This window comes from Psychrobacter sp. 16-MNA-CIBAN-0192, from assembly GCF_040309565.1.
Classification (GTDB): domain Bacteria; phylum Pseudomonadota; class Gammaproteobacteria; order Pseudomonadales; family Moraxellaceae; genus Psychrobacter.
Genome location: NZ_JBEOOX010000005.1, coordinates 115,277 through 138,181 on the forward strand (window position 1 = coordinate 115,277; position 22,905 = coordinate 138,181).

At 43.4% G+C, this 22,905-nt stretch carries 15 protein-coding genes and 1 pseudogene; 6 read left to right on the forward strand and 10 right to left on the reverse strand.

Going from position 1 to position 22,905, the window contains the following annotated elements:
• Positions 1 to 14: 14 nt before the first annotated feature.
• Together AAEY78_RS06130 and mrcB are read right to left on the reverse strand one after the other, a co-directional pair.
• Positions 15 to 737: a tetratricopeptide repeat protein gene (locus AAEY78_RS06130; RefSeq protein ID WP_352338183.1), complete on the reverse strand. Its 723-nt coding sequence runs from the start codon at positions 735 to 737 to the stop codon at positions 15 to 17.
• A 114-nt stretch (positions 738 to 851) separates the two neighbouring features.
• Complete coding sequence (gene mrcB, locus AAEY78_RS06135; RefSeq protein WP_352338185.1) at positions 852 to 3,317, reverse strand: penicillin-binding protein 1B; 2,466 nt, start codon at positions 3,315 to 3,317, stop codon at positions 852 to 854.
• A gap of 290 nt (positions 3,318 to 3,607) precedes the next feature.
• On the opposite strand from mrcB, the gene AAEY78_RS06140 reads away from it, so the two are divergent.
• Positions 3,608 to 6,421 carry a heavy metal translocating P-type ATPase gene (locus AAEY78_RS06140; protein WP_352338187.1) on the forward strand — a complete coding sequence of 938 codons (2,814 nt, stop codon included), beginning with the start codon at positions 3,608 to 3,610 and terminating at the stop codon, positions 6,419 to 6,421.
• 123 nt (positions 6,422 to 6,544) lie between these two features.
• Here AAEY78_RS06140 and AAEY78_RS06145 read toward each other — a convergent pair whose 3' ends face one another.
• On the reverse strand, positions 6,545 to 7,267 hold the full coding sequence (locus tag AAEY78_RS06145; RefSeq protein ID WP_352338188.1) for a Bax inhibitor-1/YccA family protein: 723 nt from the start codon (positions 7,265 to 7,267) through the stop codon (positions 6,545 to 6,547).
• A gap of 371 nt (positions 7,268 to 7,638) precedes the next feature.
• On the opposite strand from AAEY78_RS06145, the gene AAEY78_RS06150 reads away from it, so the two are divergent.
• Positions 7,639 to 8,640, forward strand: a complete 1,002-nt coding sequence (locus tag AAEY78_RS06150) for an NAD(+) kinase (RefSeq protein WP_352338190.1) — start codon at positions 7,639 to 7,641, stop codon at positions 8,638 to 8,640.
• 66 nt (positions 8,641 to 8,706) lie between these two features.
• On the forward strand, positions 8,707 to 9,018 hold the full coding sequence (locus AAEY78_RS06155; RefSeq protein WP_352338191.1) for a YeaC family protein: 312 nt from the start codon (positions 8,707 to 8,709) through the stop codon (positions 9,016 to 9,018).
• Between the two features lie 230 nt (positions 9,019 to 9,248).
• Here AAEY78_RS06155 and AAEY78_RS06160 read toward each other — a convergent pair whose 3' ends face one another.
• From AAEY78_RS06160 to AAEY78_RS06180, 5 genes and pseudogenes are all read right to left on the reverse strand, one after another.
• The gene (locus tag AAEY78_RS06160) at positions 9,249 to 9,599 is read right to left on the reverse strand and encodes a HopJ type III effector protein (RefSeq protein ID WP_352338193.1); all 351 of its coding nucleotides are present in this window, start codon (positions 9,597 to 9,599) and stop codon (positions 9,249 to 9,251) included.
• 203 nt (positions 9,600 to 9,802) lie between these two features.
• Positions 9,803 to 9,970, reverse strand: a pseudogene (csrA, locus tag AAEY78_RS06165) (carbon storage regulator CsrA); the annotation flags it as partial.
• A 393-nt stretch (positions 9,971 to 10,363) separates the two neighbouring features.
• The gene (locus AAEY78_RS06170; protein ID WP_352338195.1) at positions 10,364 to 11,650 is read right to left on the reverse strand and encodes an aspartate kinase; all 1,287 of its coding nucleotides are present in this window, start codon (positions 11,648 to 11,650) and stop codon (positions 10,364 to 10,366) included.
• Positions 11,651 to 11,977: 327 nt separating this feature from the next.
• A complete protein-coding gene (gene alaS, locus AAEY78_RS06175) occupies positions 11,978 to 14,650 on the reverse strand; it encodes an alanine--tRNA ligase (RefSeq protein WP_352338196.1) in 2,673 nt (890 codons plus the stop codon).
• A 158-nt stretch (positions 14,651 to 14,808) separates the two neighbouring features.
• The gene (locus AAEY78_RS06180; protein WP_352338198.1) at positions 14,809 to 16,512 is read right to left on the reverse strand and encodes a DUF389 domain-containing protein; all 1,704 of its coding nucleotides are present in this window, start codon (positions 16,510 to 16,512) and stop codon (positions 14,809 to 14,811) included.
• A 389-nt stretch (positions 16,513 to 16,901) separates the two neighbouring features.
• Here AAEY78_RS06180 and AAEY78_RS06185 point away from each other — a divergent pair, with 389 nt between their 5' ends.
• Entirely contained in the window at positions 16,902 to 17,114 is a 213-nt protein-coding gene (locus AAEY78_RS06185) for a hypothetical protein (protein ID WP_352338199.1), read from the forward strand.
• A 107-nt stretch (positions 17,115 to 17,221) separates the two neighbouring features.
• Here AAEY78_RS06185 and AAEY78_RS06190 read toward each other — a convergent pair whose 3' ends face one another.
• Positions 17,222 to 18,631: a L,D-transpeptidase family protein gene (locus AAEY78_RS06190; protein ID WP_352338201.1), complete on the reverse strand. Its 1,410-nt coding sequence runs from the start codon at positions 18,629 to 18,631 to the stop codon at positions 17,222 to 17,224.
• 502 nt (positions 18,632 to 19,133) lie between these two features.
• Here AAEY78_RS06190 and prmB point away from each other — a divergent pair.
• Positions 19,134 to 20,321 (forward strand): 50S ribosomal protein L3 N(5)-glutamine methyltransferase, encoded by a 1,188-nt coding sequence (prmB, locus tag AAEY78_RS06195; protein ID WP_352338203.1) that lies wholly within the window; start codon positions 19,134 to 19,136, stop codon positions 20,319 to 20,321.
• Between the two features lie 64 nt (positions 20,322 to 20,385).
• Complete coding sequence (aroC, locus tag AAEY78_RS06200) at positions 20,386 to 21,489, forward strand: chorismate synthase (RefSeq protein ID WP_352338205.1); 1,104 nt, start codon at positions 20,386 to 20,388, stop codon at positions 21,487 to 21,489.
• Between the two features lie 30 nt (positions 21,490 to 21,519).
• On the opposite strand, the gene AAEY78_RS06205 is transcribed toward aroC, so the two are convergent.
• Positions 21,520 to 22,896: a glycerophosphodiester phosphodiesterase family protein gene (locus AAEY78_RS06205; RefSeq protein WP_352338207.1), complete on the reverse strand. Its 1,377-nt coding sequence runs from the start codon at positions 22,894 to 22,896 to the stop codon at positions 21,520 to 21,522.
• Positions 22,897 to 22,905: the final 9 nt, after the last annotated feature.

A 22,905-nucleotide genomic window follows, 5' to 3' on the forward strand; every position in this document is an offset into this window, starting at 1 on the left:
TAAAGGCTAATACGTTAACGTAGCGCCTGCTGTGCCTCTTTTATCACTCGTGCATTATTTTGCTGCTGTGCTGAGCGTAAAATAACTTGCCATAAAGCGCGGCGATTGCCTGTATCTTTAGTAACGCTCAGTCCGCGCCTTGCCATGGCTTCCGCCTTACGGGGCTGATCCTTTTCTAATGCCACTTGAGCTAAATAAAAATACACCGCCGATGATTTTGGTGCTAAGCGCTGCGCCTGAGTAAAGCTGGTTTCTGCAGCGCTTAATTGCCCTGATTTTAGCTGGCTTATTCCTGCTTGCATGAGGCTTTGTACGGCTGGCAAGTGACTGTTATCAGAGGTAGCAGTGCGGCTTTGCTGCTGTGAATGTTGTCGTGCTTGCTTGAGCAGCTCATTGTGCGATGGCGGTATCGGCGGCTGTGTTGGCGGCAAAGGATGCGTATCACGCGCAGGTGGCTTATTAACGCCCGTATTAGGAATAATGTCTGGTGCTTGTTCCATCTTGGGGATTACATAAGGTTCAACAGGGTAGTATTCCACTTCGTTCACATAGTCGTCATCGCTAATGGCAGGCATTTGGCTGGCTGGCGTTGAGGGTTTTTGCGCCGAGCTGGTGTGAATCGGCACAGTCTCACAGGCGCTTAGTGCTAACAGACTGACGATACAAAATGGCGTCATGATTGTAGACCGTAACGTACGCTTCTGCTTTATCACCACTACTTGTCTATGTAACGCCATAATACGACCTTTTATATTCAGTTAGTTAAACATAAGCGCTTTGTTAATTATCAGAACATAGCGCTCTAAAACCAATCATTTAGCACTAAAATTGCGATCAGTCGCTAAAGCTATTTAAAACCATTCAAGGGCGCGCTCGACCAATCTACCAAGTGTTCTATTAGTATCATTATTGTCTGATTCATTGCTACCTTCGCCATTTTGATTGTCAATCCCTTCACGTTGTCGCTGCTGATTGATAGCACCTTGCTGACGTTGCCATGCCATTTGTTCACGCGCACGGTCTTGTTCATATAAACTAACGGCACAGCTACTGGCTTCATCGGGTAGATGGGCGGACAAGACTGGTAAATAGCGGGCATCAGGACAGCGTTCATTGGAGAGTTTCCCTGAGTTGTTCTCTAACCACAACCATTCAATACCTGCCGGTTCTGGCATCGAAACCGGCGTCAACTTGAGCCGATCCATATAGTCGACCCAAACAGGTAAGGCACCTGTACCACCGCTTAACCCAATCGGCTTATTGTCATCACGACCAACCCAGACCACGCTGACATAGTTGCCACTGTATCCTGCAAACCAAGCATCGCGGTAATCGTTGGTTGTACCCGTTTTACCAGCAAGGTTCAGGTTGCTACCAAGCGATTGTACCCGTTTGGCGGTACCACTTTTGACCACTTGTTGTAAGGCATAATTGGTCAAATAATTGGTTTCAGGAGGTATGCTGCGCTGGGTATTCAATCCCGTCCGTTGCAGGATGCGTCCTTTATCATCAATTACTGTACGAATACTATGAATCGGGGTGCGAAAACCGCCCGTTGCAAATACTTGGTATACACCTAGCATATTCATCGGGCTTAAATTTACTGAACCCAATAGTACAGAAGGGTAATTGGGGATTTTTTCCTCCACACCCAAGCGTCGTAATTGCTTAATATAGGTGTCAATACCAAATTCCATGCCCAGGCGTACCGCACTTTGATTATAAGATTGTGCCAGCGCTGTGGTTAGAGAGACATAGCCGTGGTCACGACCGTCGTAGTTTTTCGGTGTCCAGTCGCCATCTTTTAAGTTAACGGTCATTGGTGCATCATCAACTGAGCTTGCCAAATTATAACGACCACTTTCTAATGCCGTCATATAGATAACAGGTTTTAGTAATGAACCGACTTGGCGTTTAGCATCGACGGCGCGGTTAAAACCAGTAAACTCGCTACCACTACCCACCACTGCCACCAGCTCGCCAGTTTCAGGATTAGCACTGACCAATGCGCCTTGCAGCTCTTTAGTTTTGCTGCTCTTACGGCGTAATTCACCCAGCTTTGTAGCGACCGCTTTATCTGCTGCTGTTTGGGCAATAGGGTCAAGGGTACTGATAATAATCAGACCTTCATTCTTTAAGTCGTCGGAATAATAAACGTCATTAAGCTCGCGCTTTACAATATCTAAAAAGTCCGGAAAGCGACTTTTACCATCAACGGGTTTATCCACCACGCCAAGCGACTTACTAATCGCGGTATCATAGTCTGTTTGCGACAGTGTGCCCATGGTCAGCATATTATTCAGCACTGTATCGCGGCGCGCTTTTGAATCATTAGGGTTGCGGCGCGGGTTATAAACGCTGGGTCCTTTTGCCATACCCACCAATAACGCTTGTTGGTCAATACGTAGCTCATGCAGAGGTTGGTCAAAATAAAACTCTGATGCTAAGGCAAAACCATTAATCGAGCGCTTGCCATTTTGTCCCAGATAAATCTCATTAAGATATGCTTGCAAGATTTCTTCTTTACTATAATGCAGCTCAAGAAGTACCGCCATAATGGCCTCATTGGCTTTACGCTTCATCGTGCGGTCAGAATTAAGATAAAAGTTCTTAATCAGCTGCTGAGTAATGGTCGAGCCACCTTGACGCGCGCCGCCCGTAAAGTTGTTAATCACCGCGCGCCCGATACCACGTACCGAGACGCCTTTATGCTCATAGAATCCGCGGTCTTCGGTAGCAATTAGCGCATCAATCAATGGCTGCGGCACATCATCTAACGATACCACCAAGCGGTCTTCATTATTATCGGGATAAATACCACCAATACTGACGGGCTCTAAGCGGATGATGCCCGAAGCACTTTGCTGGGTACTCTGTACCGATTTTATTTTATTATCAGCAATGGTCAGTTTAATGACTTGTTGTTTATCGACATCACTTGAGCTATAGGTAAAGCCGCGCGTGTGAATGGTATAGTCATTGCCTGATTTATGATACGTACCGGTGCGCTTATAGGCGCTATCACTGCGATAATTGAGCAGCTCAAGCCACGTTTTGATAGTACTGTCATCCACTTTGGCATCTTGATACAATTCAAGCGGCTGCGAGTATACCTTTGCCGGAATATCCCAGCGCTTACCCTCAAATTTATGGGTAATGGTACGATCAAGCTTGACCAAATATAGCGCCAATAGCACCATACCAGCGATGACAATAAGAAGTAAAATACTGCTAAACACAAACCCGCGCTGCTGCGACGGTAAGGCATTAACAGCAGATTTAGGGGATGGTGATAGCGTGGAAGGAGATTTTTGCACTGATAAGGCACCGTTTGGGGATAAAAAAACTGCTCCATAATGACGCAAATTGACAAAATTTTCAATCTCTCATCATCAACGCGATGAATCAGTAATGGCAGGCGCGTAGGGTGTATACTAATCGGAGTCTCGCTTTATCCTAAATATCTATATTAAGTTAGCTAGGTATCCTATCGGTAGTTCTAGTAAACAGCTTATATAAGTGCTTTATAATAAGGGCGAATTCATAATACCGATTGTCAGTCCGTATTAGCATCAAGAACGTCTGTCTAAAGGAAATTATATCTGCCATGTCCAGCGCCTTATCCTCTACTAATACTTATGATGACCACTCTATTATCGTAGGATTGGTGTTACCGCCAGTCGGACATTGTTTTCACTGCGGTGATCCGGTGCCACGTCCGCCTTTTCATACAAATATATTGGGTGCATCACGTGAAATGTGCTGTATGGGCTGCCAGCTGGCGTCACAAAGTATCGTAGAAGCAGGACTTGAGCAATATTACCTTGATCGCTCAGAGATTAACCGTACCGCGAGTTTGCCAACTGAGCTTAATCGGTTAGAGGCGTATGATCACGATGAGATTAAGTCGCAATTTGTATATGCTCAAGATGGCATGTCGGTGGCTGAATTATCTGTTAATAACTTGCGCTGTGCAGCATGTACGTGGCTGATTGAATCGCGATTGTATGAGATTGATGGGATTGAAAAATGTCAGGTAAATTTGACCAATCAGCGCATGCGTATTGTCTGGGATGAAAGTAAATTACCCATTAGTCGTATTTTAGCAGTGATTAATGCGATTGGTTATGAAGCCAAACCGTATCGGCAAGATACTCATGAAGCCATGCTGGCAAAACATACCAATAAGATGCTGTTGCGCCTAGGTATTGCTGCACTTGGGGCCATGCAAGCCATGATGTATGCTGTTGCGCTCTATTTTGGTGAATATAGTGACATGCTGATAATGCAGCGTGATTTTTTACGTTGGGTGTCGTTATTCGTCAGTATTCCTGTATTTTTTTATTCAGGTGTACCGTTTTTTACCTCAGCATGGTCAGCCATTCGCGTGCGCCAAGTCAATATGGATGTGCCGGTTAGTATCGCCTTGATAGTGACCTTTTTTGCCAGCCTTTATGCCACGATTGCTGGACATGGACAAACTTATTATGATTCGGTCAGTATGTTCATCTTTTTCTTACTGGCAGGGCGGTATATTGAACACAATGCGCGCTTAAAAGCAGCAACCATGGCCAATGACTTAGTCGTGGTTGAGCCAATATTAGTGCAAAAAATTGCTGAAGATAAAGAAGCTGCCGCGCAAATCATTCAGCATTTAAAAACGTATGATAATGAGTCCATTGTTAATAATAACGCTAATACACTTGCTACTAAGACGGATCCTATACCAGCGTCTATGCCGGATTTTATGCAAGGTATAGATGCCAGTACGTTTGCACTAACCTCTACGATTGCTAGCGCATGGCAACAGTCGGTTGACCAAAAGTTAGATCGTCAATTAGATAACCAACCGACAGAGAAATTAAGCGATTTAACGACAGAATTAAAATCAGCAGGGCAACAAGACACTAAACATATGGTCACCGCCCAGAGCTTACAAGTAGGCGATATCATCATGATTGACGCCGGTGCTGAAATCATTAGTGATGGTATTTTACTCAGTCAAACTGCCACCGTCTCGCAAAGCTTGTTGACGGGTGAGGGCGATTTGATTCTTAAAACTGCAGGTGATTATATCGTTGGTGGCTCACAAAATGACAGTCAGCCGTTTGTGATGCTGGTCACAGCATTGACAGAAGACAGTCAAATTGGGTTAATTGATAGGCTAATGAACCGTGCCTTGAGTGAAAAGCCAAAGCTTGCCCAACAAGCGGATAAGTTGGCGCGTTGGTTCGTGGCGCGAATTCTTGTGTTATCCGTACTGGTCTTTATCGGCTGGTATATCGTTGACCCAAGCCAAGCGCTTTGGGCAACGGTTGCCGTCTTGGTTGCGACCTGTCCTTGTGCGTTATCACTTGCCACACCGATTGCGCTGACGGTGGCAACCAATCGCTTAGCAAGTTATGGCTTTCTAACTACGCGCGGACATACCTTACAGACCCTAGCAGAAATTACTCACGTCGCTTTTGATAAAACCGGTACGCTTACTTATGGTAAGCCAAATTTATTAAACATTGAGCTGCTTACGTCTTCTGTCATCGATATTGAAACTGAAATCGAAACATCAATACAAACAGACAAATTATTGTCCATTGCTGCTGCCCTTGAAGTGGGCAGCCGTCATCCGATTGCTCACGCGCTGCTCACTGCTGCTTATCAATTGCATTTGCCTGCCACTCAAAATCTACAGCATTATCCAGCTGGCGGCGTAGAAGCTTTAATTGATGGCGTGTTATATCGAATTGGTCATGCTGATTTTGCTTTGAATATTGATAATGCTATTGACGGCAGAGTAAATATTGACCTAACCAAGAATCGAGCCAGCTCAGCAGTGGTGCTATCTTACCAGCACTCCTCTGAAATCTGGCAAGGACTGGCATGTTTTTATTTTAATGATAAAGTACGTGATACCGCGCAGCCGATGATGGATAAACTAAAAGCATTGGGTATCGAAACTGTCATGCTAACTGGTGATCCCAGTCCGCAAGCATTGACGATAGCCAAGTCGTTAGGCATGCCAGCCGCCTATAATGGCTTATCACCGTCCGCAAAGGTGGATCATATTCAGCAGTTACAAGCGCAGGGTGCGGTGGTATTGATGGTGGGCGACGGTATCAATGATGCGCCCGTCCTTGCTGCTGCAGACGTATCGACGTCTATAGCGGGTGCTGCCGATTTGGCGCAAGTTTCAAGTGACAGTATTATTTTAAATGGTCAAATTGAAGCCATTGCCAAAGCTAAGCATATTGCTGATAAAACCGAACGTATTATTAAGCAAAATTTCCGCTGGGCATTGGGTTATAACTTTACCGCTCTAATACCAGCAGTATTTGGCTATGTGCCACCTTGGCTTGCCGCTATTGGCATGTCACTCAGCTCATTATTGGTAGTTCTAAATGCATTGCGTCTTAAACGTGCTTAGTAATTATTTAAAATGATATTCATAATTCACATTATTAAAATATATAAAGCCTAAAAAAACCGCCTATCATATTTAATGACAGGCGGTTTTTATTATAAGAAACATTTTGCTTTAATAAGCGTTTTAGTCTTGTAAGTAGCTTAGAAGACGCATAAATTCAATATACATCCAAACAAGTGTGGCAAGAATACCAATACTAAATAACCATTCATAGTCTTCAGAAACGCCCATTGCAACGCCACGGTCAATATTGTCAAAATCCATTAGCAGTGTAAATGAAGCAATTACAATTACAAATAAGCTAAAGCCAATAGAAATCATGCCACCTTCAAATAAAAATGGCAGACTTGAACCAAAGGCTAATGACAATATCCACTGCGCAACATAAACCAGCATAATTGCGATAAGCGCCGAGGTCACAATCGAGCGGAACTTCTGCGTTACTTTAACCAAACCCGAACGGTATAAACCTAACATAACTGCCGCGGTAACGAAGGTCGCACACATCGCTGTCACAGGAACGCTAGGGTACATGCGCATAAAGAACAGTGAAATGCCACCTAAAAAGATACCTTCCAATATCGCGTAGGGTATCGCAAAAGTCTTAGCTTTATGTGGTTTAAAAGTAATAAACATTGCCAAACCAAAGGCAGCAAACATACTACCAAAGGCTGCTATGGTGATAAAACCTTGCGACAGCCCTGCCATTAAAGCATAAAAGAAAAACCCCACACCGGTTAGGGCAGAGAGCCCTAATAATAGACTGGTTTTTTGGATTACACCTTTGACGGTCATCGGCGCACCGCCGATTGCAAGCTCTGCGCGACTGACAATAGGATTAGCCATATTTGTATCCTCAATAAAAAATATAAATAAAATAAAATAGATATTCGCTACTCTAACAAAACCGCGATTATTGTCAATTGTGTTTGCGTGACGGCTTAAATCTAAAGCGTTGTGAATTGATTTTAATGATTGTGGTAACTGTAATAGCTGCCAACATAATTTGTAAAAAGGATAATTAAGTTCTTATATTATGAGGTAGCTGTAAAATAATAGACTGGTAAATAGCGTAGTATTATTAAAAATACTGCATCATTGTTGATATATAGGGGCAATTAACACTGTTAACAACCAAGATTAGCAAAACATGCTAGTTTAAGCGCTCATTTATCGCTATCATTGTCGCCTATTTTAACGTCATACTGGGTCGTTTTATGGAAAACTCAGAGCAATCAGACAGATTGCCACCTTTACATGAATCAGAGCTGCTTCATGCTATTAAAAACCCTGCTTTTCGGCGCATCGGTCTGATGGGACGCGCAGGAAAACGTAGCGTCATTCAAAGTCTGCTAAAAGTTGCCCAAACTGTTAATGAGATGGGTTTAACATTGATAATGGATGTGGATACGGCAAGCTTGCCAACGTTAGACCTCAGCGAGATAGAAAAAGTAAAAATCGTTGAGCGTAATGTGCTTGGGGAGATTTGCGACTTAGTGATTGTGGTTGGTGGCGACGGGTCAATATTGCATGCTGCAGAAGCGCTGGCACGTTATCGTGTGCCGGTGCTAGGTGTCAACCGTGGTCGTCTGGGATTTTTAGCAGACGTTAAGCCGACTGAAGTAGGATTAAAACTGCGTCAAGTATTAATGGGTGATTATAAGCTTGATCACCGGTTTTTATTGACGATGGAGATTCGAGAAGGGCAAAATATCATTCATCAAGATATGGCGTTGAATGATATGGTGTTACATGCGGGTAAATCGGTACATATGATTGATTTTCAATTGAAAATTGATGGTCATGATGTTTATCGTCAGCATAGTGATGGCTTGATTGTGGCAACACCAACCGGCTCTACGGCTTATGCCTTGTCGGGTGGTGGTCCTATTATTCATCCTAGTATGGATGCGATATGTTTGGTGCCGATGCATCCGCACACGTTATCGAGCCGCCCTATTGTGGTCAGTGGTAACAGTGAGATTATTATTCGCATTCATGAGGACAATCGCACCCAGCCTATGGTCAGCGCAGATGGCAAGCAAGGTATACCAATCGAGAAAAATCAGCGCTTACATATCCGCAAGCATCCCGACAAGCTGACCCTTTTGCACCCGCCAGGATTTGATTTTTATGAGGCGTGTCGTACCAAATTGCACTGGAACGTCCATGCTGAAGAGTTCAGTCTTGATAGCGATGATGATATTATTGATGGATAATAAGCCAGCATTAATTGGTGTCATAGTGAAAAAATTGTAAAGCAAGGGCAGAGGAACCTTAACGTTATGAATAAAGACACAATATTAGCAACGTTAACACCAGAGTTGGTCGATAAATTTCGCTTAGCGATTGAGATTGGTAAATGGGACGATGGACGTCGGCTAACGAGTGAGCAGCGCGAAACCTGTCTGCAGGCGGTGATGATTTGGGAGCATGAACACTTAGCGCCCAGCGAACGCACCGGTTATATTCATAAGCCAATAAAGAATGACGGTACGGTGGTTGGTGCGGAGTGTGATGTTGAGCATGAACATCATTATCCTAATATGCCCAATCCTAAAGGGGCTACGCAACCGGTCAAGTTTCGCAATAAATAAATATTAGAAAGAGAGTTGCTAGATTTGATACTAATGGTACCAAATCTAGGCGAATCAGCTTTGAAAATACTGACTTTAAAATGAGTTAAAAGCAAAAAGCCACGCTAGTTAGATAGCGTGGCTTTTTTATTACTGGTATTTTCTATGTTTTCTACACTTTATAGCATAATAAGTGATACTTTGCTGATATCAGCTTAGCGCTAATCAATGAGCATCAGTCACTTATAGTTCTATATTTCTGAAAGCGGATTATGCTGCATTAAAAAGCCTTGCCAGCCCCAATGTAAAAAATTACGGATATTGGCGTGCTCAGTACCATTTGGCATAGCCTGTACATTGGCGTAATGCTCAGCAAACAATGCTAAAGTGTCCAACTGATTTAATCCATGAAGTTTAGCAAAACCAAAAATCTTGGCACTGCCTTCATTTTCGCCCGCAGCATTATGTAGCATACCATTCACAAATGGTGCAGGCTCATAAAGATAGAAGTCATCAATAAAGCTGATAACATCACTAAATCCAATGGCTTTTTTATGTAAGCCATTAAGTAAAGCCGAAACGTCTGATTGGCGGATACCCATAAGTAAATGACCTTAAAGCAAAACGAAGAAGCGATATTTGCTTACTCTATGCTTAATGATTAACAGTGAAAGATAATAGTGCCTGTGCCTATAATTGAAGGCTGAAAAGCCAAACATGCGACACTTTAGCGATTAAAATAGTCTTCATCATCAAAGGATGGTGCAAAGCTACCTTGCTCAAGATGCTGCATCTGCGATTGTACCGAACGCTCATGCTGAATACGCTGATAAATCTCTTCGCGATGCACAGCAATGTCTTTTGGCGCATTCACACCAATTCGTACTTGATTACCCTTAACTCCAAGGACAGTCACGCTGACCTCGTCGCCTATCATCAAGGTTTCGCCCACACGGCGTGTTAAAATTAACATGCGTCACACTCCTTATGTCGCATTAAACAAATATTGCTCATTACATTATATCTCAGTTGCAGGATATCACTTATTCATGACGCTTGTGTCTTTTCTCAAAAAATAATGCCTAGAAAAATCTACAATAGTCAAGCACTCACCGAGATGGTGCGAATAGGGGTGATAAAAGGTGAATTCATTAGCCCAAATGAACGAGTCATTATAAGTGTCAGAGTAGGGACTGTCACGGTTTTTAATAAAACTGGGCGGTAAATACCTACCCATCTACCAAACACCTTAATCCTAGCAACAAAGAGACAAAAAAATAGGGTCGAAGTAGACCCTATTTAATGGAAAACGGTTAATGATAGTGAAGGAACTACTTTAATATTTTTAAATTACTGTTTTATTAAATTATTGTCCAGCAACTTTACTTTCACCGTCTTCACGATCAAGTCCAAAGGCAGTATGTAAAGATTTAACTGCTTTTTCTAGATGCTGCTCTTGGATAAGAACGGACACTTTGATTTCACTGGTCGATATCATCTGAATATTGATGTTATTTTCAGCCAGCGTTTGGAACATAAGGCTAGCAACGCCTGCATGTGAACGCATGCCAACACCAACAAGAGACACTTTTACCACATCGCTGTTACCAAGCACTTCTTTGGCACCGATTTCATTTTTAACTTCTTCATTCAATACTTTCATGGTTTTTTCCATGTCGGTACGATTGACGGTAAAGCTAAAATCAGTCATGCCATTGGTCGATAGATTTTGGACTATCATGTCAATTTCGATATTTGCGCGACCGATTGGGCTTAAAATTGCAGAGGCGATACCTGGGTGATCAGGCACATCGCGTACCACAATTTTTGCTTCATCGCGATTAAAGGCGATACCTGAGATGATTGCCTGTTCCATGTTGTCTCCTTCGTCTATCGTAATTAGGGTGCCGACATTGTCTTGAAAGTCTTGATCAAAGCTGCCATCGGTGTCTTCATCAAAGCTGGATAGCACACGTAATGGCACACCATACTTGCCTGCAAATTCTACAGAGCGAATCTGCAAAATTTTGGAGCCAAGACTTGCCATCTCTAGCATTTCTTCAAAAGTAATTTTTTCAAGTTTTTTGGCTTTTGAGGTGACACGTGGATCAGTGGTGTATACGCCATCAACGTCGGTGTAAATCTGACATTCATCAGCGCCCAAGGCAGCGGCAATCGCCACACCAGTGGTATCTGAGCCGCCACGTCCTAAAGTTGTGGCATTACCGTGTTCGTCCATGCCTTGAAAACCTGCCACGATAACGACATTTCCAGCATCTAATTGCGCTCGGATATTCTGACTATCGATGCTTTCAATGCGCGCTTTATTATGGGCGCTGTCGGTTTTAATCGCTACTTGGCGACCGGTAAAGGAATGTGCACCAACGCCAAGCTCTTTAATTGCCATGGCAAGTAATGAGATAGAAACTTGTTCGCCCGTCGATACCATTTGATCATATTCACGTGGATCAGGCTGGCTGCTAATCTGGCGCGCCAAATCAATCAGACGGTTGGTTTCGCCACTCATGGCAGAGACGACAACGACCACTTGATGACCATGATCATGCCAGCGTTTGATACGCTTAGCGACATTTTTGATACGGTCAATACTGCCCATTGACGTGCCGCCGTATTTTTGTACGATTAATGCCATAAAGAGATTACCTATTATTCATCAATGGCCATCTGCCAGTCTTGCCTCATGATGAATGTCATAATGAGAAAAGCTGACCTTGATAAAGCCGAATTAGCAAAAGTATCACGATGATAAAAACGATGTTATAAATACAATGTCGTCTGGTGAAGCTATAAGGTAGAACCAAGCGCTGCAATCACGTTTTGACTAACTGTTACACGTTATACCATATTTGACCGATAAATTTAAGCCACGAGAGCGGTTAAATAGATGGTAATTAGTTATGACACTCATAATCAACCGTAACATTCAGCCAAGCCGTGACAGTAACGTCTACCGAATTTTCTAACCAAGTTGGCTTTCAAGCCAAGTGGGTAGCGCGTTAATCACGGCAGCACTGTTATCGACTTTTGGCGCACCACCTTGGGCGTAATCTGGCTTACCACCGCCTTTACCACCAAGCTCACCTGCCAAATGACGAATGATGTCACCTGCTTTTACGCTTGCCATGACGGATTTCGCTACGCTCGCTGCTAATGCCAATTGTCCGTCTTTATCGCCGATAAGTACAATCACGCTGTCAGGCAGTTTGGATTTGATATCGTCCATTAAGGTACGAATAGATTTGCCATCGACACCGTTCAAGGTGCTGATTAATACAGGTGTACCAGCAATGGTTTGTACGTTGTCGAGCAAGTTCGCTGCTTGGGCACTGGCAATTTTTTGTTCTAAACGTTCAAGCTGTTTTTCAAGCTCACGTTGTTTTTCGCTCATAGTGCGCACACGCTGAGCGACTTCTGGACGTTTAACTTTAAGCTGACCAGCCAACTCACTTAATTGCTGCTCACTTTGCTGAATATATTTTACCGCATTCATGCCAGTAACGGCTTCGATACGGCGAATACCCGCGGCAATACCGCCCTCGCTGATGATTTTTAACAGTCCGATATCGCCAGTACGCTCAACGTGCAAGCCACCACACAGCTCAATAGAGAACGGCTGCTGCTTACCATCAACGATAACATCCGTACCCATGGTTAAAACGCGAACATCGCTACCGTATTTTTCACCAAATAAAGCCATGGCACCTTTGTCCATCGCTTTATCAATAGACATATTTTCGATACAAGCAGGGGCGTTGGCTTGGATTTGCTCATTAACTAAGCGTTCAATTTTGCTGAGTTCGGCAGGGCTAACAGGCTTGTCATAAGAGAAGTCAAAACGTAGGACTTCACTGGAAACCAATGAGCCTCTTTGCGTCACGTCGCTGCCCAATACTTGACGTAAAGCTGCGTGTAATAAATGGGTCGCAGAGTGATTTTTGGCACTTGCCGCACGAGTACTAGACAGAACTTGTGCATCAGCCACTTGCTTGGCATTTATTTCGCCCATGGTGACGACACCATAGTGAATAATGGCTTGTCCGGACTTTTTAGTATCTTGAACCTCAAAGACGCCTGACGCGGTACGAATCTCGCCAAGCTCGCCGACTTGTCCGCCACCTTCAGCATAAAATGGCGTACGGTCAAGAACCACAACGCCTTCCATGCCTTCGGCTAAGCTATCGACAGCTTTACCATCTTGATAGAGCGCAACAATATTAACATTATCATCATGCAGTTGCTCATAACCAATAAAGGTCGTTGGTGTCTCGACTTGAATTACGCTGCTATAATCAACGTCAAATTTACCTGCATCTCGCGCGCGCTCACGTTGCGCTTGCATATGCGTGTCAAACTCCGCCTCATTGATGCTAATACCACGCTCACGGGTAATATCTGCGGTTAAATCGACAGGGAAGCCGTAAGTATCATACAACTTAAATGCGGCTTCGCCAGATAACACATCGCCTTCTTGCAAGCCTTCAAGCTCAGTGGCTAATAAACGCAAACCCTGCGCCAATGTTTTGGCAAATTGAGTTTCTTCTTTTAAAATGGCGTTTTCAATCACGTTTTGTTTGGCGATAAGTTCAGGATAAGCAGTGCCCATCTCAGCAACCAATGGCGCAACCATTTGATAAAAGAAATCACTTTCCGCGCCAAGCTTGTTACCATGACGCACCGCACGACGAATAATACGACGTAGCACATAGCCGCGACCTTCGTTACTTGGCATCACACCGTCAGCAATCAAAAACGAGACAGCACGGATATGGTCAGCAATTACTTTTAGTGATGATTGCTGTTCATTTTCAATATTTAAAATTGCCGCCGCAGCATCCATCAAATGGGTAAATAAGTCAATTTGATAGTTGCCATGAACGCCTTGCATAATGGCGCTGATACGCTCAAGACCCATACCAGTATCGACGCTAGGCGCAGGCAATGGCAACATCGAGCCGTCTTTTTGGCGATTAAACTGCATAAAGACGCAGTTCCAAATCTCAATATAGCGGTCGCCGTCTTCTTCAGGTGTACCAGGCAAGCCGCCTTCGATATCGGCACCGTGGTCATAAAATACTTCGGTACAAGGACCACAAGGACCCGTATCGCCCATCGTCCAAAAGTTGTCTGAGGCGTATGGTGCGCCTTTATTATCGCCAATCCGGATAATACGCTCTGCTGGCAAGCCGATATCATTATGCCAAATATCAAACGCTTCATCGTCAGTATGATAAATGGTCACGTATAAACGCGTTTTATCAATCGCTAGCCACTCAGCGCTGGTTAAAAATTCCCAGATATAGCCAATACCCGATTGTTTAAAGTAGTCGCCAAACGAGAAATTACCTAGCATCTCAAAGAACGTATGATGGCGTGCGGTGTAGCCTACGTTATCCAAATCATTATGCTTGCCGCCGGCACGGACACATTTTTGTGAGGTGACAGCACGCGTATAATCGCGAGGTTCCATGCCCAAAAAGGTTTCTTTAAACTGATTCATACCCGCATTGGTAAATAACAGGGTAGGGTCATTATGCGGAATGAGGCTTGATGAAGCGACGGCAGTGTGTTGCTTGCTCACAAAAAAGTCTATAAAAGCTTGGCGAATATCGGCTGAGCGAAAAGGCTGGCTCACAGCGGCTCCTTACTGGCAATGGAATGATTGAGTAAATGATAGATAAAATATTTTGTCAGCGATTTTAGCACACTCATTAGCGCACTTGGCAAACGATATCCGTTGGACGGTGTTATTCATTAAGACTTAATAGGATTAAGTCGTGTTATGAGCCAATACTAATTGGTCAGCATAGTCATATCTTTTTTATTCAATTTTTCTTGAATGAGCGGATCGGACTCAATAACCTGTATCGGCATATAGCGTAGTTGAAGCTTGATAGGTAAGTGATTCGGGTCATTCTTATTAAGGTCTTGACTGATAGTGTCTTCAATCTGCTGAACATCGTAGGATGTTGGCGTGGTTTCCCCGCGAATGACCGCACGAATAATTTGATTGCCGTTGGCTTCATTAAACTGGGTGTTGGTCAGCACATTGCCTTTATCTTCAAAATGCCGATTAATAGTGGCTTCCACCATATTCTCAAAAGCTTGCTGCTGCGCACTATTATTTAGGTTAATGGTAAGATAAACCCCTAAGCCAATGAGTAATAATAAAGGCACCGCATTACGCTTTAAAAATGTCCAATAGGTATTGGACTGATAATCATCATCTACCAAACGCCTAAACCCTAAAAACCACAATACCATCGCATTGGTAAATTGAATGGCGATAATATTGGTTAAAGCCAGTAACGCCGCACCGAGCCCTAGCGTTATCTCACCATGAGCAAATAAAATACCACTTGAGGCGAGTGGTGGCACCAGTGCGGTCGCTACTGCTACGCCAACTACAGCCACCGATAAATGTGGCGATACCATCGCATAAGCCCCCGCTGTACCGCCGGCAAGTGCAATCATTAAATCCATCGACGTTGGTTGGGTACGTGATAATACCTCAGCAGTAAGCGGTTGGTCTTGGTGCAGTAACCCTATGATAAAACCTACCATAATGACCAATAACGCGCCAGCTGCGACCGTAAATAATGATTTCCGCAGTAATGGCATCCGATAATCAATAATCGCTAATGCCACACCGGTGATAGGTCCTAGCATCATAGCTACCAACATCGCGCCAATAACCACAGCAGCTGAATTGGCTATCAGTCCATAGCTGGCAATAATAGCGGATAGCACATTCATCATAAAATACATTTTACTGGGCAGCGCATTGGCTTCAATAGATACCCGAACCTCTGGATAATCTACTTTTTGATGGCTAAATTGCTCAGCGACAAATTGCTTATAAGACTCAAGTTTGGATTCTTTTTTGTCCTCGATAACCTCCTGTTTTTTTTCAATAATCTCATCATCGGATAAGTCTTCTGCGCGTAAGCTTTCCTCTATTAACCTCGCTTCTTCTAGGTTTTCTTCGAGTAATTCTGCGTCACTAGTTTTGGCACTAATATCATCATTAACATAACTACTTGTATCTGTATCGCCAAAATCTGCCGACTTCTCAGAGACAGTTTCATCAGAGGCTTTAGATGAGGTGTCTTTAGACTGTTCTATGTTTTTATCGCTCTTTATAACAGCTACAGTATAGTTAGGAGAATCAGCATCAATAATTTCTGTAGCAACCACTTCAGAATCAGCAGTCTCTAATGTTGCAATCGCCACATCAGGACTGGGAGAAGATAAGGTTATTTTGGCTTCTAGGGGCTGAGCAGCTTCTGTTTCTATATCAACATTATCTAAACCGGCAGTAAGGGCAATATTGTTATTACCGCGGTCTCTGTTAGTACTTTCACTGTTAATCGTATTTTCATTATCTTGATATCCAGCAGAATCAAGGTCTCTATTATCATCAATAGAGGCTGGATGACTATTCTTTTGATTACTCTTTTGATTATTTGAATCGGCGTGGTCAGTAGGTATTGGCATAGTAGTAAGGCTGGCTAGATAAAAAAGACAGGCTATTGTACTGAAAATTAGCCAAGAACCCATTACTTTTCGCCGCTATTAATATATAGCAAGTAGTACACAGCAAAGCTTATGTTTTTAAAAAAGGATCGTATACAAAGTAGAGAAGGAGGTAGGTATAGAACGGAGAGGCATATAGCAAGGTAAATAAGAGAATTGGCAAAAGACATCATTTATTAGTGCTAAAAAGCCAATTATTACAAGACTTCAATTAACTCCATGATATTAACATGGTTTTAAACAAAAGTCAGCCTTTATAAATGGCTAAGCGGTCTATAATAAAAGCTTACTATAAGTAGGGATATAGCGTATAAATGAGTTATACCCACACAAAGTATGAGGATTATATTATGAAATGGCCCCTTTTCTCTATGATTTACTCAATGGCAGCTACCGTTATCGTCGGTATCTTCATGATTGCTGCATTATTATCAGGATTCAATGAAATTCCGCATATCCAAATTGCCGTTGCCATTGGTATCTTAGTCTCAATACCTGCTGGACTGTTCTTCACTAAAAAAATAGGTAATATCACAGGTAACGAGGAAGGTTATAAAGTTTAGGAGCACATAATCCTCTATAAATAACATGAAATTAAGTACAAAGCGTCAGGCATAAAAAAAGACCCATATTAAGGGTCTTTTTTTACGTTTAAAATTTTAAAAGTATTTTATTTTAGCTCAACCGTTGCGCCATTTTCGATATTGGCATAAACCTCTAGCACATCCCAGTTGGTTAAGCGCACACAACCAGCGGATGCTTGACGACTGATGCCTTCAGGTTTTGGTGAGCCATGCAGACCGTAAGAGGGCTTAGATAAACCCATCCATACGACGCCAACTGGACTGTTTGGACCTGGCGGTAACATATGGACTTTTTTCTGAGCGCCTTCACCAACGGTAGCTTTATACCAAGGTAGTTTTACTTTATTAACAATTTTAAAGCTGCCTTGTGGTGATGGCGTGCTGTCACTACCAACGGTGGTTGGGTAGGTGGCAACCAATTTATCGCCATTATAAGCGTATAAGGTTTTGTCGGCTTTACTGGCAACCACACGGGTAATACGCTCTTTTAATGGGGCGCGAGTATTCAAAACGGTCACAGTTTCACCGGCTTGATAGGTTTTATTTTGGTTCAATTTATCAAGATAGCGCACATCCATATGGAAGCGTTCGCCGAGCATCTCTTTGATATCTTGATAATATAACCCTTTCATTTTAGATTTTTCTTCAGCGCCCGCTGGAGTCACAGCAAAGTTGGTATTAAGGTCTTCATCGGTCAACGTATAGGTCACTAAAACTGGTTTGTTCGCTGGAATATTTTTATTAAGGGTATCCCACGTTGCTTGATCCATTTTTCCAGTAGCGGGTAGACCGCGCATGTTTTGGAAGTTAATCAATGCTTTTTTACTGTTCATGCCCCAACCGCCATCAATAGCGCCCGGAGAAGCATGGTTCCAATCGAGCAAGGCTTGCATTTTGATGGTCATTGCTGAGTTGACCTTCATGTTTGGTGACCAAACTGACTCATTCACTTGCTTGGCATAATTAGATAGGTTCAGCGTGGTATGTTTTTTACCATCGATACTTTCAATGCTTTTGATAGCGGCATCGTTATTGGCATCATTGATAGCGAGACGTTGTCCACCACTTGGCAAGGAAAAGTCATGCGTGGCAAACGGATCATAAGAGGCGGTGCTGCCAGGGTCAGCGACTGCTTGACCACCATTGATATCATCAGACTGATCATCTTTACGAGTAAGCTCTGTCACACTCATATTGTCAGCGGCAAGCTTTGTGCCTGCCTGAGCCGCTGCTTTGGGTTGAGTGGCAGCTTTGGGCTGGGTTGTGGTCTTGTATTGATTGATTGATTTTGCAGTTGCCGTATTTTTACTGGTGGCGTGGCTGCGGTTTTCTTGGACACTCAGGCTGGCTTTTACGGCAAGGTCAGACATTTTATCTGCTGTACGTACTGGTAGCGGGCGACTGTTGTCAGTAGGCGCAGCAAAAGCACTGATACTAACGGTTGCACTCAGTGCAGCAATGGTCATAGAAATAACAAGAGGTTTTATGGTCATCATAATGAGTCACAGTTAAAAGTTTAATGGGGCTATTATGCGCATAATTTAGGCACTGCGCAAATTTTTGATGACTGTTTTTGATAGAATCGGTGATTGCGTAGCAGTTGCTGACGTATAACGTACAATACAGTAATGATTGGGTTAAGCGCTATGTATAGTAGGGCAGACATTCTGGCAATATTTATTAGCATAGTTTTTATAACCTAAATAATTGGTTCAATATTTTTATAACGCTTTATTGCTTTTTATCACTCTCTTTATAAAAGTTAAACTAGATTAAGGAAGGGGCAGTAATGAGGATTTTATTGATAAAAAAGTGGGGAGATAGCTTTAATATGTTTAGCAAAGGATTTTGTCGCTAGAGTTTTTATTAAACTAACGGTGACAGTTATTGGCGCTACATAACGTTTATGTCTATAATGCGCTAACAAGTTTTAATTAATCCATTAGCATGTCGCCAATGAATCGCTAGTCAGTGTGCATGTAACCAATAGGGTGAGATATGTCAGAACACCAAACCATCAGTGCAGAAGATTTTCAGAATCAGTATTTTAGCGGTCATGAGTCGCATGAGTTTGACCTTGATTCCGATCATGACTTTGCAGCGGACGAAACGGGATCGCTCACAGAGCACAGTCAGTTTGCCACCCTGCATGCAGAGCTTGAAGAAGCTCGTGAGCAGTTATTTAGCATTCGCGATTTTATCCGCTTTGGTGTCACTCAGTTGCGCAACTATGAGGTAGTCGTGGCGCAAGGAACAACTGACGAGTTCGCTGAAGCTTCAGCCATTGTCATGCATTCGTTGTCGCTTGATTGGTCAGCTGATGAGCAGATTTTGGATTGTCGTTTGACTTCTTCAGAAAAGCAGGCGGTATTGGCATTATTAGAAGAGCGTATTGCTGAACGTAAGCCGCTTAGCTATTTGATTAATTTAGCTTATTTCTGTGACTTGCCGTTTTATGTGGATGAGCGCGTCTTAATTCCACGTTCACCAATTGCTGAGCTGATTCAACAGCAGTTTTATCCTTATTTCGATGCTAACGAGTTGGCAAAGCCGCTTGGCAAAAAAGGCACTGAACAGGCGTCCAAATTTTATGAACACGGGCTTGAGGTGATGCAATTGTCACAGCCTGAGCGCATTTTGGATATGTGTACGGGTTCTGGCTGTATTGCGATTGCACTGGCAACGCGTTTTGTCGATGCATTGGTTGATGCCGTTGATATTGATAAAAGTGCTTTAGAAGTAGCAATGGTCAATGTGGATCATCACGACTTAAACCATCAAGTAAATGTGATTGAATCCAACCTATTTGATAAGCTGCCACCTGAGCATCAATACGAGCTTATCGTGACCAATCCGCCGTATGTGGATGCCGCTATCATGGCAGACTTGCCGCCTGAGTTTTTATATGAGCCTGAGCATGCACTAGCTGCTGGACAAGACGGGCTAGATTTGGTGCATCATATTTTATATAACGCTGCGGATTATTTAAGTCCTGAAGGCTTATTAATTTGTGAAGTCGGCGACAGCGAGTGGGCATTGAACCAAGCTTATCCTGATATTCAATTTGATTGGCTCAAATTTGCCAATGGTGGTCATGGTATATTCGCCATTACCTTTGATGAATTGATAACCCATCGTCATTTATTTGCGCATTATGTTCAATTATTAGAGTCTCAAGCTCAATAAATAATGGCGTAATAGCTCTTAACCCCAATGATTAACAATAGGTTTTACCCGTTTAAGGACAAACATGGCTGGCAATAGTATTGGAAAAATTTTTTCGGTGACCACGTGCGGTGAGTCACATGGGGCAGGCTTGATGGCTATCGTCGATGGCGTACCGCCAGGCTTAGCATTATGTGCTGAAGATTTGCAAATAGATTTAGACCGCCGTAAACCGGGCAGCTCAAAATACTCAACCCAGCGCCGTGAGTCTGACGAAGTAGAGATTATCTCTGGTATTTTCGAAGGTAAAACTACCGGAACGTCTATCGGGTTACTGATTCGCAATACCAATCAAAAATCTAAAGACTATGGCGAGATAAAAGATACTTTTCGCCCCGGTCATGCGGACTATACTTATAGTATGAAGTACGGTTTCCGCGATTATCGTGGTGGTGGGCGTTCTTCAGCGCGCGAGACAGCAATGCGCGTTGCCGCCGGTGCGATAGCTAAAAAATACCTGTTTGAGCGTTTGGGCGTACAAGTGCGTGGTCATGTTACTCAAATGGGTCATGAGCGTACGCAAGTATTGGATTCAAAAGCGATTGATTGGGATTTTGTAAATAGCAATCCATTCTTTTGCGCGAATAAAGACGCGATTGGGCGTTTTGAAAGCTTAATAGACAATTTGCGCCGTGAAGGTACGAGTTGTGGCGCACGTCTAGAGATTATTGCCAGTGGCGTGCCTGTAGGCTTAGGTGAACCTGTTTTTGACCGTTTAGATGCCGATATTGCTCATGCGATGATGAGTATCAATGCCGTAAAAGGGGTTGAAATCGGTGATGGTATGGCAGTCGCTGAACAATTTGGACATAGCGCCCGCGATGAAATGACCCCAGATGGCTTTACCGCCAATCATGCTGGCGGTATCTTGGGCGGTATCTCGTCTGGGCAAGATATTCGGGTCAGTATTGCGTTAAAACCGACATCGAGCATTACCACCGCTGGCAAAAGTATTAATGCTCAAGGCGAAGCGGTCGATATGTTGACCAAAGGTCGTCATGACCCTTGTGTTGGTGTACGTGCCACGCCCATTGCCGAAGCGATGCTGGCGATTGTGTTGCTTGACCATTACTTGCGTCATCGTGGACAAAATGCCGATGTCACGCAACCGCTAGTTTCCATTACTTAATTTATTTATGAGTAGAGCTCGTCCCTTATATCACTTGAAACCTTTGCAATTGGCATAGTAACTCACGGTTGCTGGCCAATCTGAGAAGATACCTTTAACCCCAACTTCTTGCGCCAATACATCAATAACATTCATAATATCTCCATCGTTATTAATGGCATCGCCAAGTCCACTATAGTACCAACCACCGCCATTCTTTAATGGTCCTGACCGTTCAAGCGACCAAGTAATAATGTCGAGTCCGTTGGCTTTGGCTTGCAAGGCGTATGCCGATGGTAGCAGCTTGCCATTGCCGTCGCTGGTAACCAATAGCCAAGATGCTGGGGCAATAATGTTAACGCCGCGCGCTTTAATATCAGCTAATGAATGCTTCCACGTCGTTGGGTCATTTTTATCAAATATTTTACCTGCTGCGGTCTCATTGCTATCATCGATGAGATAGACGGCATTGGTCGCATATTGTGGCTCGTTATTCAGCCAGTAGTCAATATCTTCAAGGTTAAAGGATTGCGGGTATACATCACTGGCGGGCACGCCTGCAACTTTATAAGTGTCAATCAACTGTTGACGATAAGCATCTAAACTATAGCCATTAAAGGGCATGGCAACCACAGGCGCTTTGAGCTCAGGTGTGTGTTTCATACCCAAGCTAGTAGCAAGCGCTATATGTTCCTTTAAGGTCAACACTTCACCATTTTGTGAATACAAGTCCGTCCGCCATGGTGCCGTAGCATTCATGTAGGCGCTAATATTGCTTGCTTTTGGGTTAGCAGCGTCCATTTTTCCCTTTAAACTTTTAAAGTCTCTGACGCTAATATCTGAGGTTCGACATTCGATATCGGCAGCATTTGTGAGCGTGCCATTAACGTCTATTATAGGCGGAACACTACACTGATTTGCTAATGGCGTGGCGACGATATTAGTCGTGGTATGCAGATCGTTTTGGGCATGGCGACACACAAGTTCACCATCGTTGGTAAATGCAACATCACATTCTAAGATGCCTGCTCCCATCTGTGCTGAGGCGACATAACTGTCATAGGTATGTTCAGGAAATTGTAGAGGTGCGCCGCGGTGGGCGATAGAGAAGTCTGTCTTGCTAGGCGTTTGCGCTTTACAGGACAGTAATTCATCTTTTAGCGGGCTTTCATCCATATCGTTGACCAAATAAAAGGGACGAACGCCATAGGTAAAAGCTTGCGACTGTGTAGGTTCAGTCTTTGGTGGTAAAGTAGGTGGTACGACAGTTGATGAACTATCATCTTCATTACAACCCAGTAAGAAAAAGGTACTGATGACGGCTAAAGGTATATTCAGACTTTGGTGTCTAATTTTGCTTATAAGTTTACTTGGTATCGCGCTGTTCAATGGCTTAAGCGAAGTCCCTGAATTATTTAAAATTGTCATGTAAACTGT

Bases quoted from the DNA above. Each gene is read 5' to 3' on its own strand.
- AAEY78_RS06130 (WP_352338183.1), bottom strand. From the start codon at position 737: ATGGCGTTACATAGACAAGTAGTGGTGATAAAGCAGAAGCGTACGTTA.
- AAEY78_RS06140 (WP_352338187.1), top strand. From the start codon at position 3,608: ATGTCCAGCGCCTTATCCTCTACTAATACTTATGATGACCACTCTATT.
- AAEY78_RS06145 (WP_352338188.1), bottom strand. From the start codon at position 7,267: ATGGCTAATCCTATTGTCAGTCGCGCAGAGCTTGCAATCGGCGGTGCG.
- AAEY78_RS06150 (WP_352338190.1), top strand. From the start codon at position 7,639: ATGGAAAACTCAGAGCAATCAGACAGATTGCCACCTTTACATGAATCA.
- AAEY78_RS06155 (WP_352338191.1), top strand. From the start codon at position 8,707: ATGAATAAAGACACAATATTAGCAACGTTAACACCAGAGTTGGTCGAT.
- AAEY78_RS06160 (WP_352338193.1), bottom strand. From the start codon at position 9,599: ATGGGTATCCGCCAATCAGACGTTTCGGCTTTACTTAATGGCTTACAT.
- AAEY78_RS06170 (WP_352338195.1), bottom strand. From the start codon at position 11,650: ATGGCATTAATCGTACAAAAATACGGCGGCACGTCAATGGGCAGTATT.
- AAEY78_RS06180 (WP_352338198.1), bottom strand. From the start codon at position 16,512: ATGCCAATACCTACTGACCACGCCGATTCAAATAATCAAAAGAGTAAT.
- AAEY78_RS06185 (WP_352338199.1), top strand. From the start codon at position 16,902: ATGAAATGGCCCCTTTTCTCTATGATTTACTCAATGGCAGCTACCGTT.
- AAEY78_RS06190 (WP_352338201.1), bottom strand. From the start codon at position 18,631: ATGATGACCATAAAACCTCTTGTTATTTCTATGACCATTGCTGCACTG.
- prmB (WP_352338203.1), top strand. From the start codon at position 19,134: ATGTCAGAACACCAAACCATCAGTGCAGAAGATTTTCAGAATCAGTAT.
- aroC (WP_352338205.1), top strand. From the start codon at position 20,386: ATGGCTGGCAATAGTATTGGAAAAATTTTTTCGGTGACCACGTGCGGT.
- AAEY78_RS06205 (WP_352338207.1), bottom strand. From the start codon at position 22,896: ATGACAATTTTAAATAATTCAGGGACTTCGCTTAAGCCATTGAACAGC.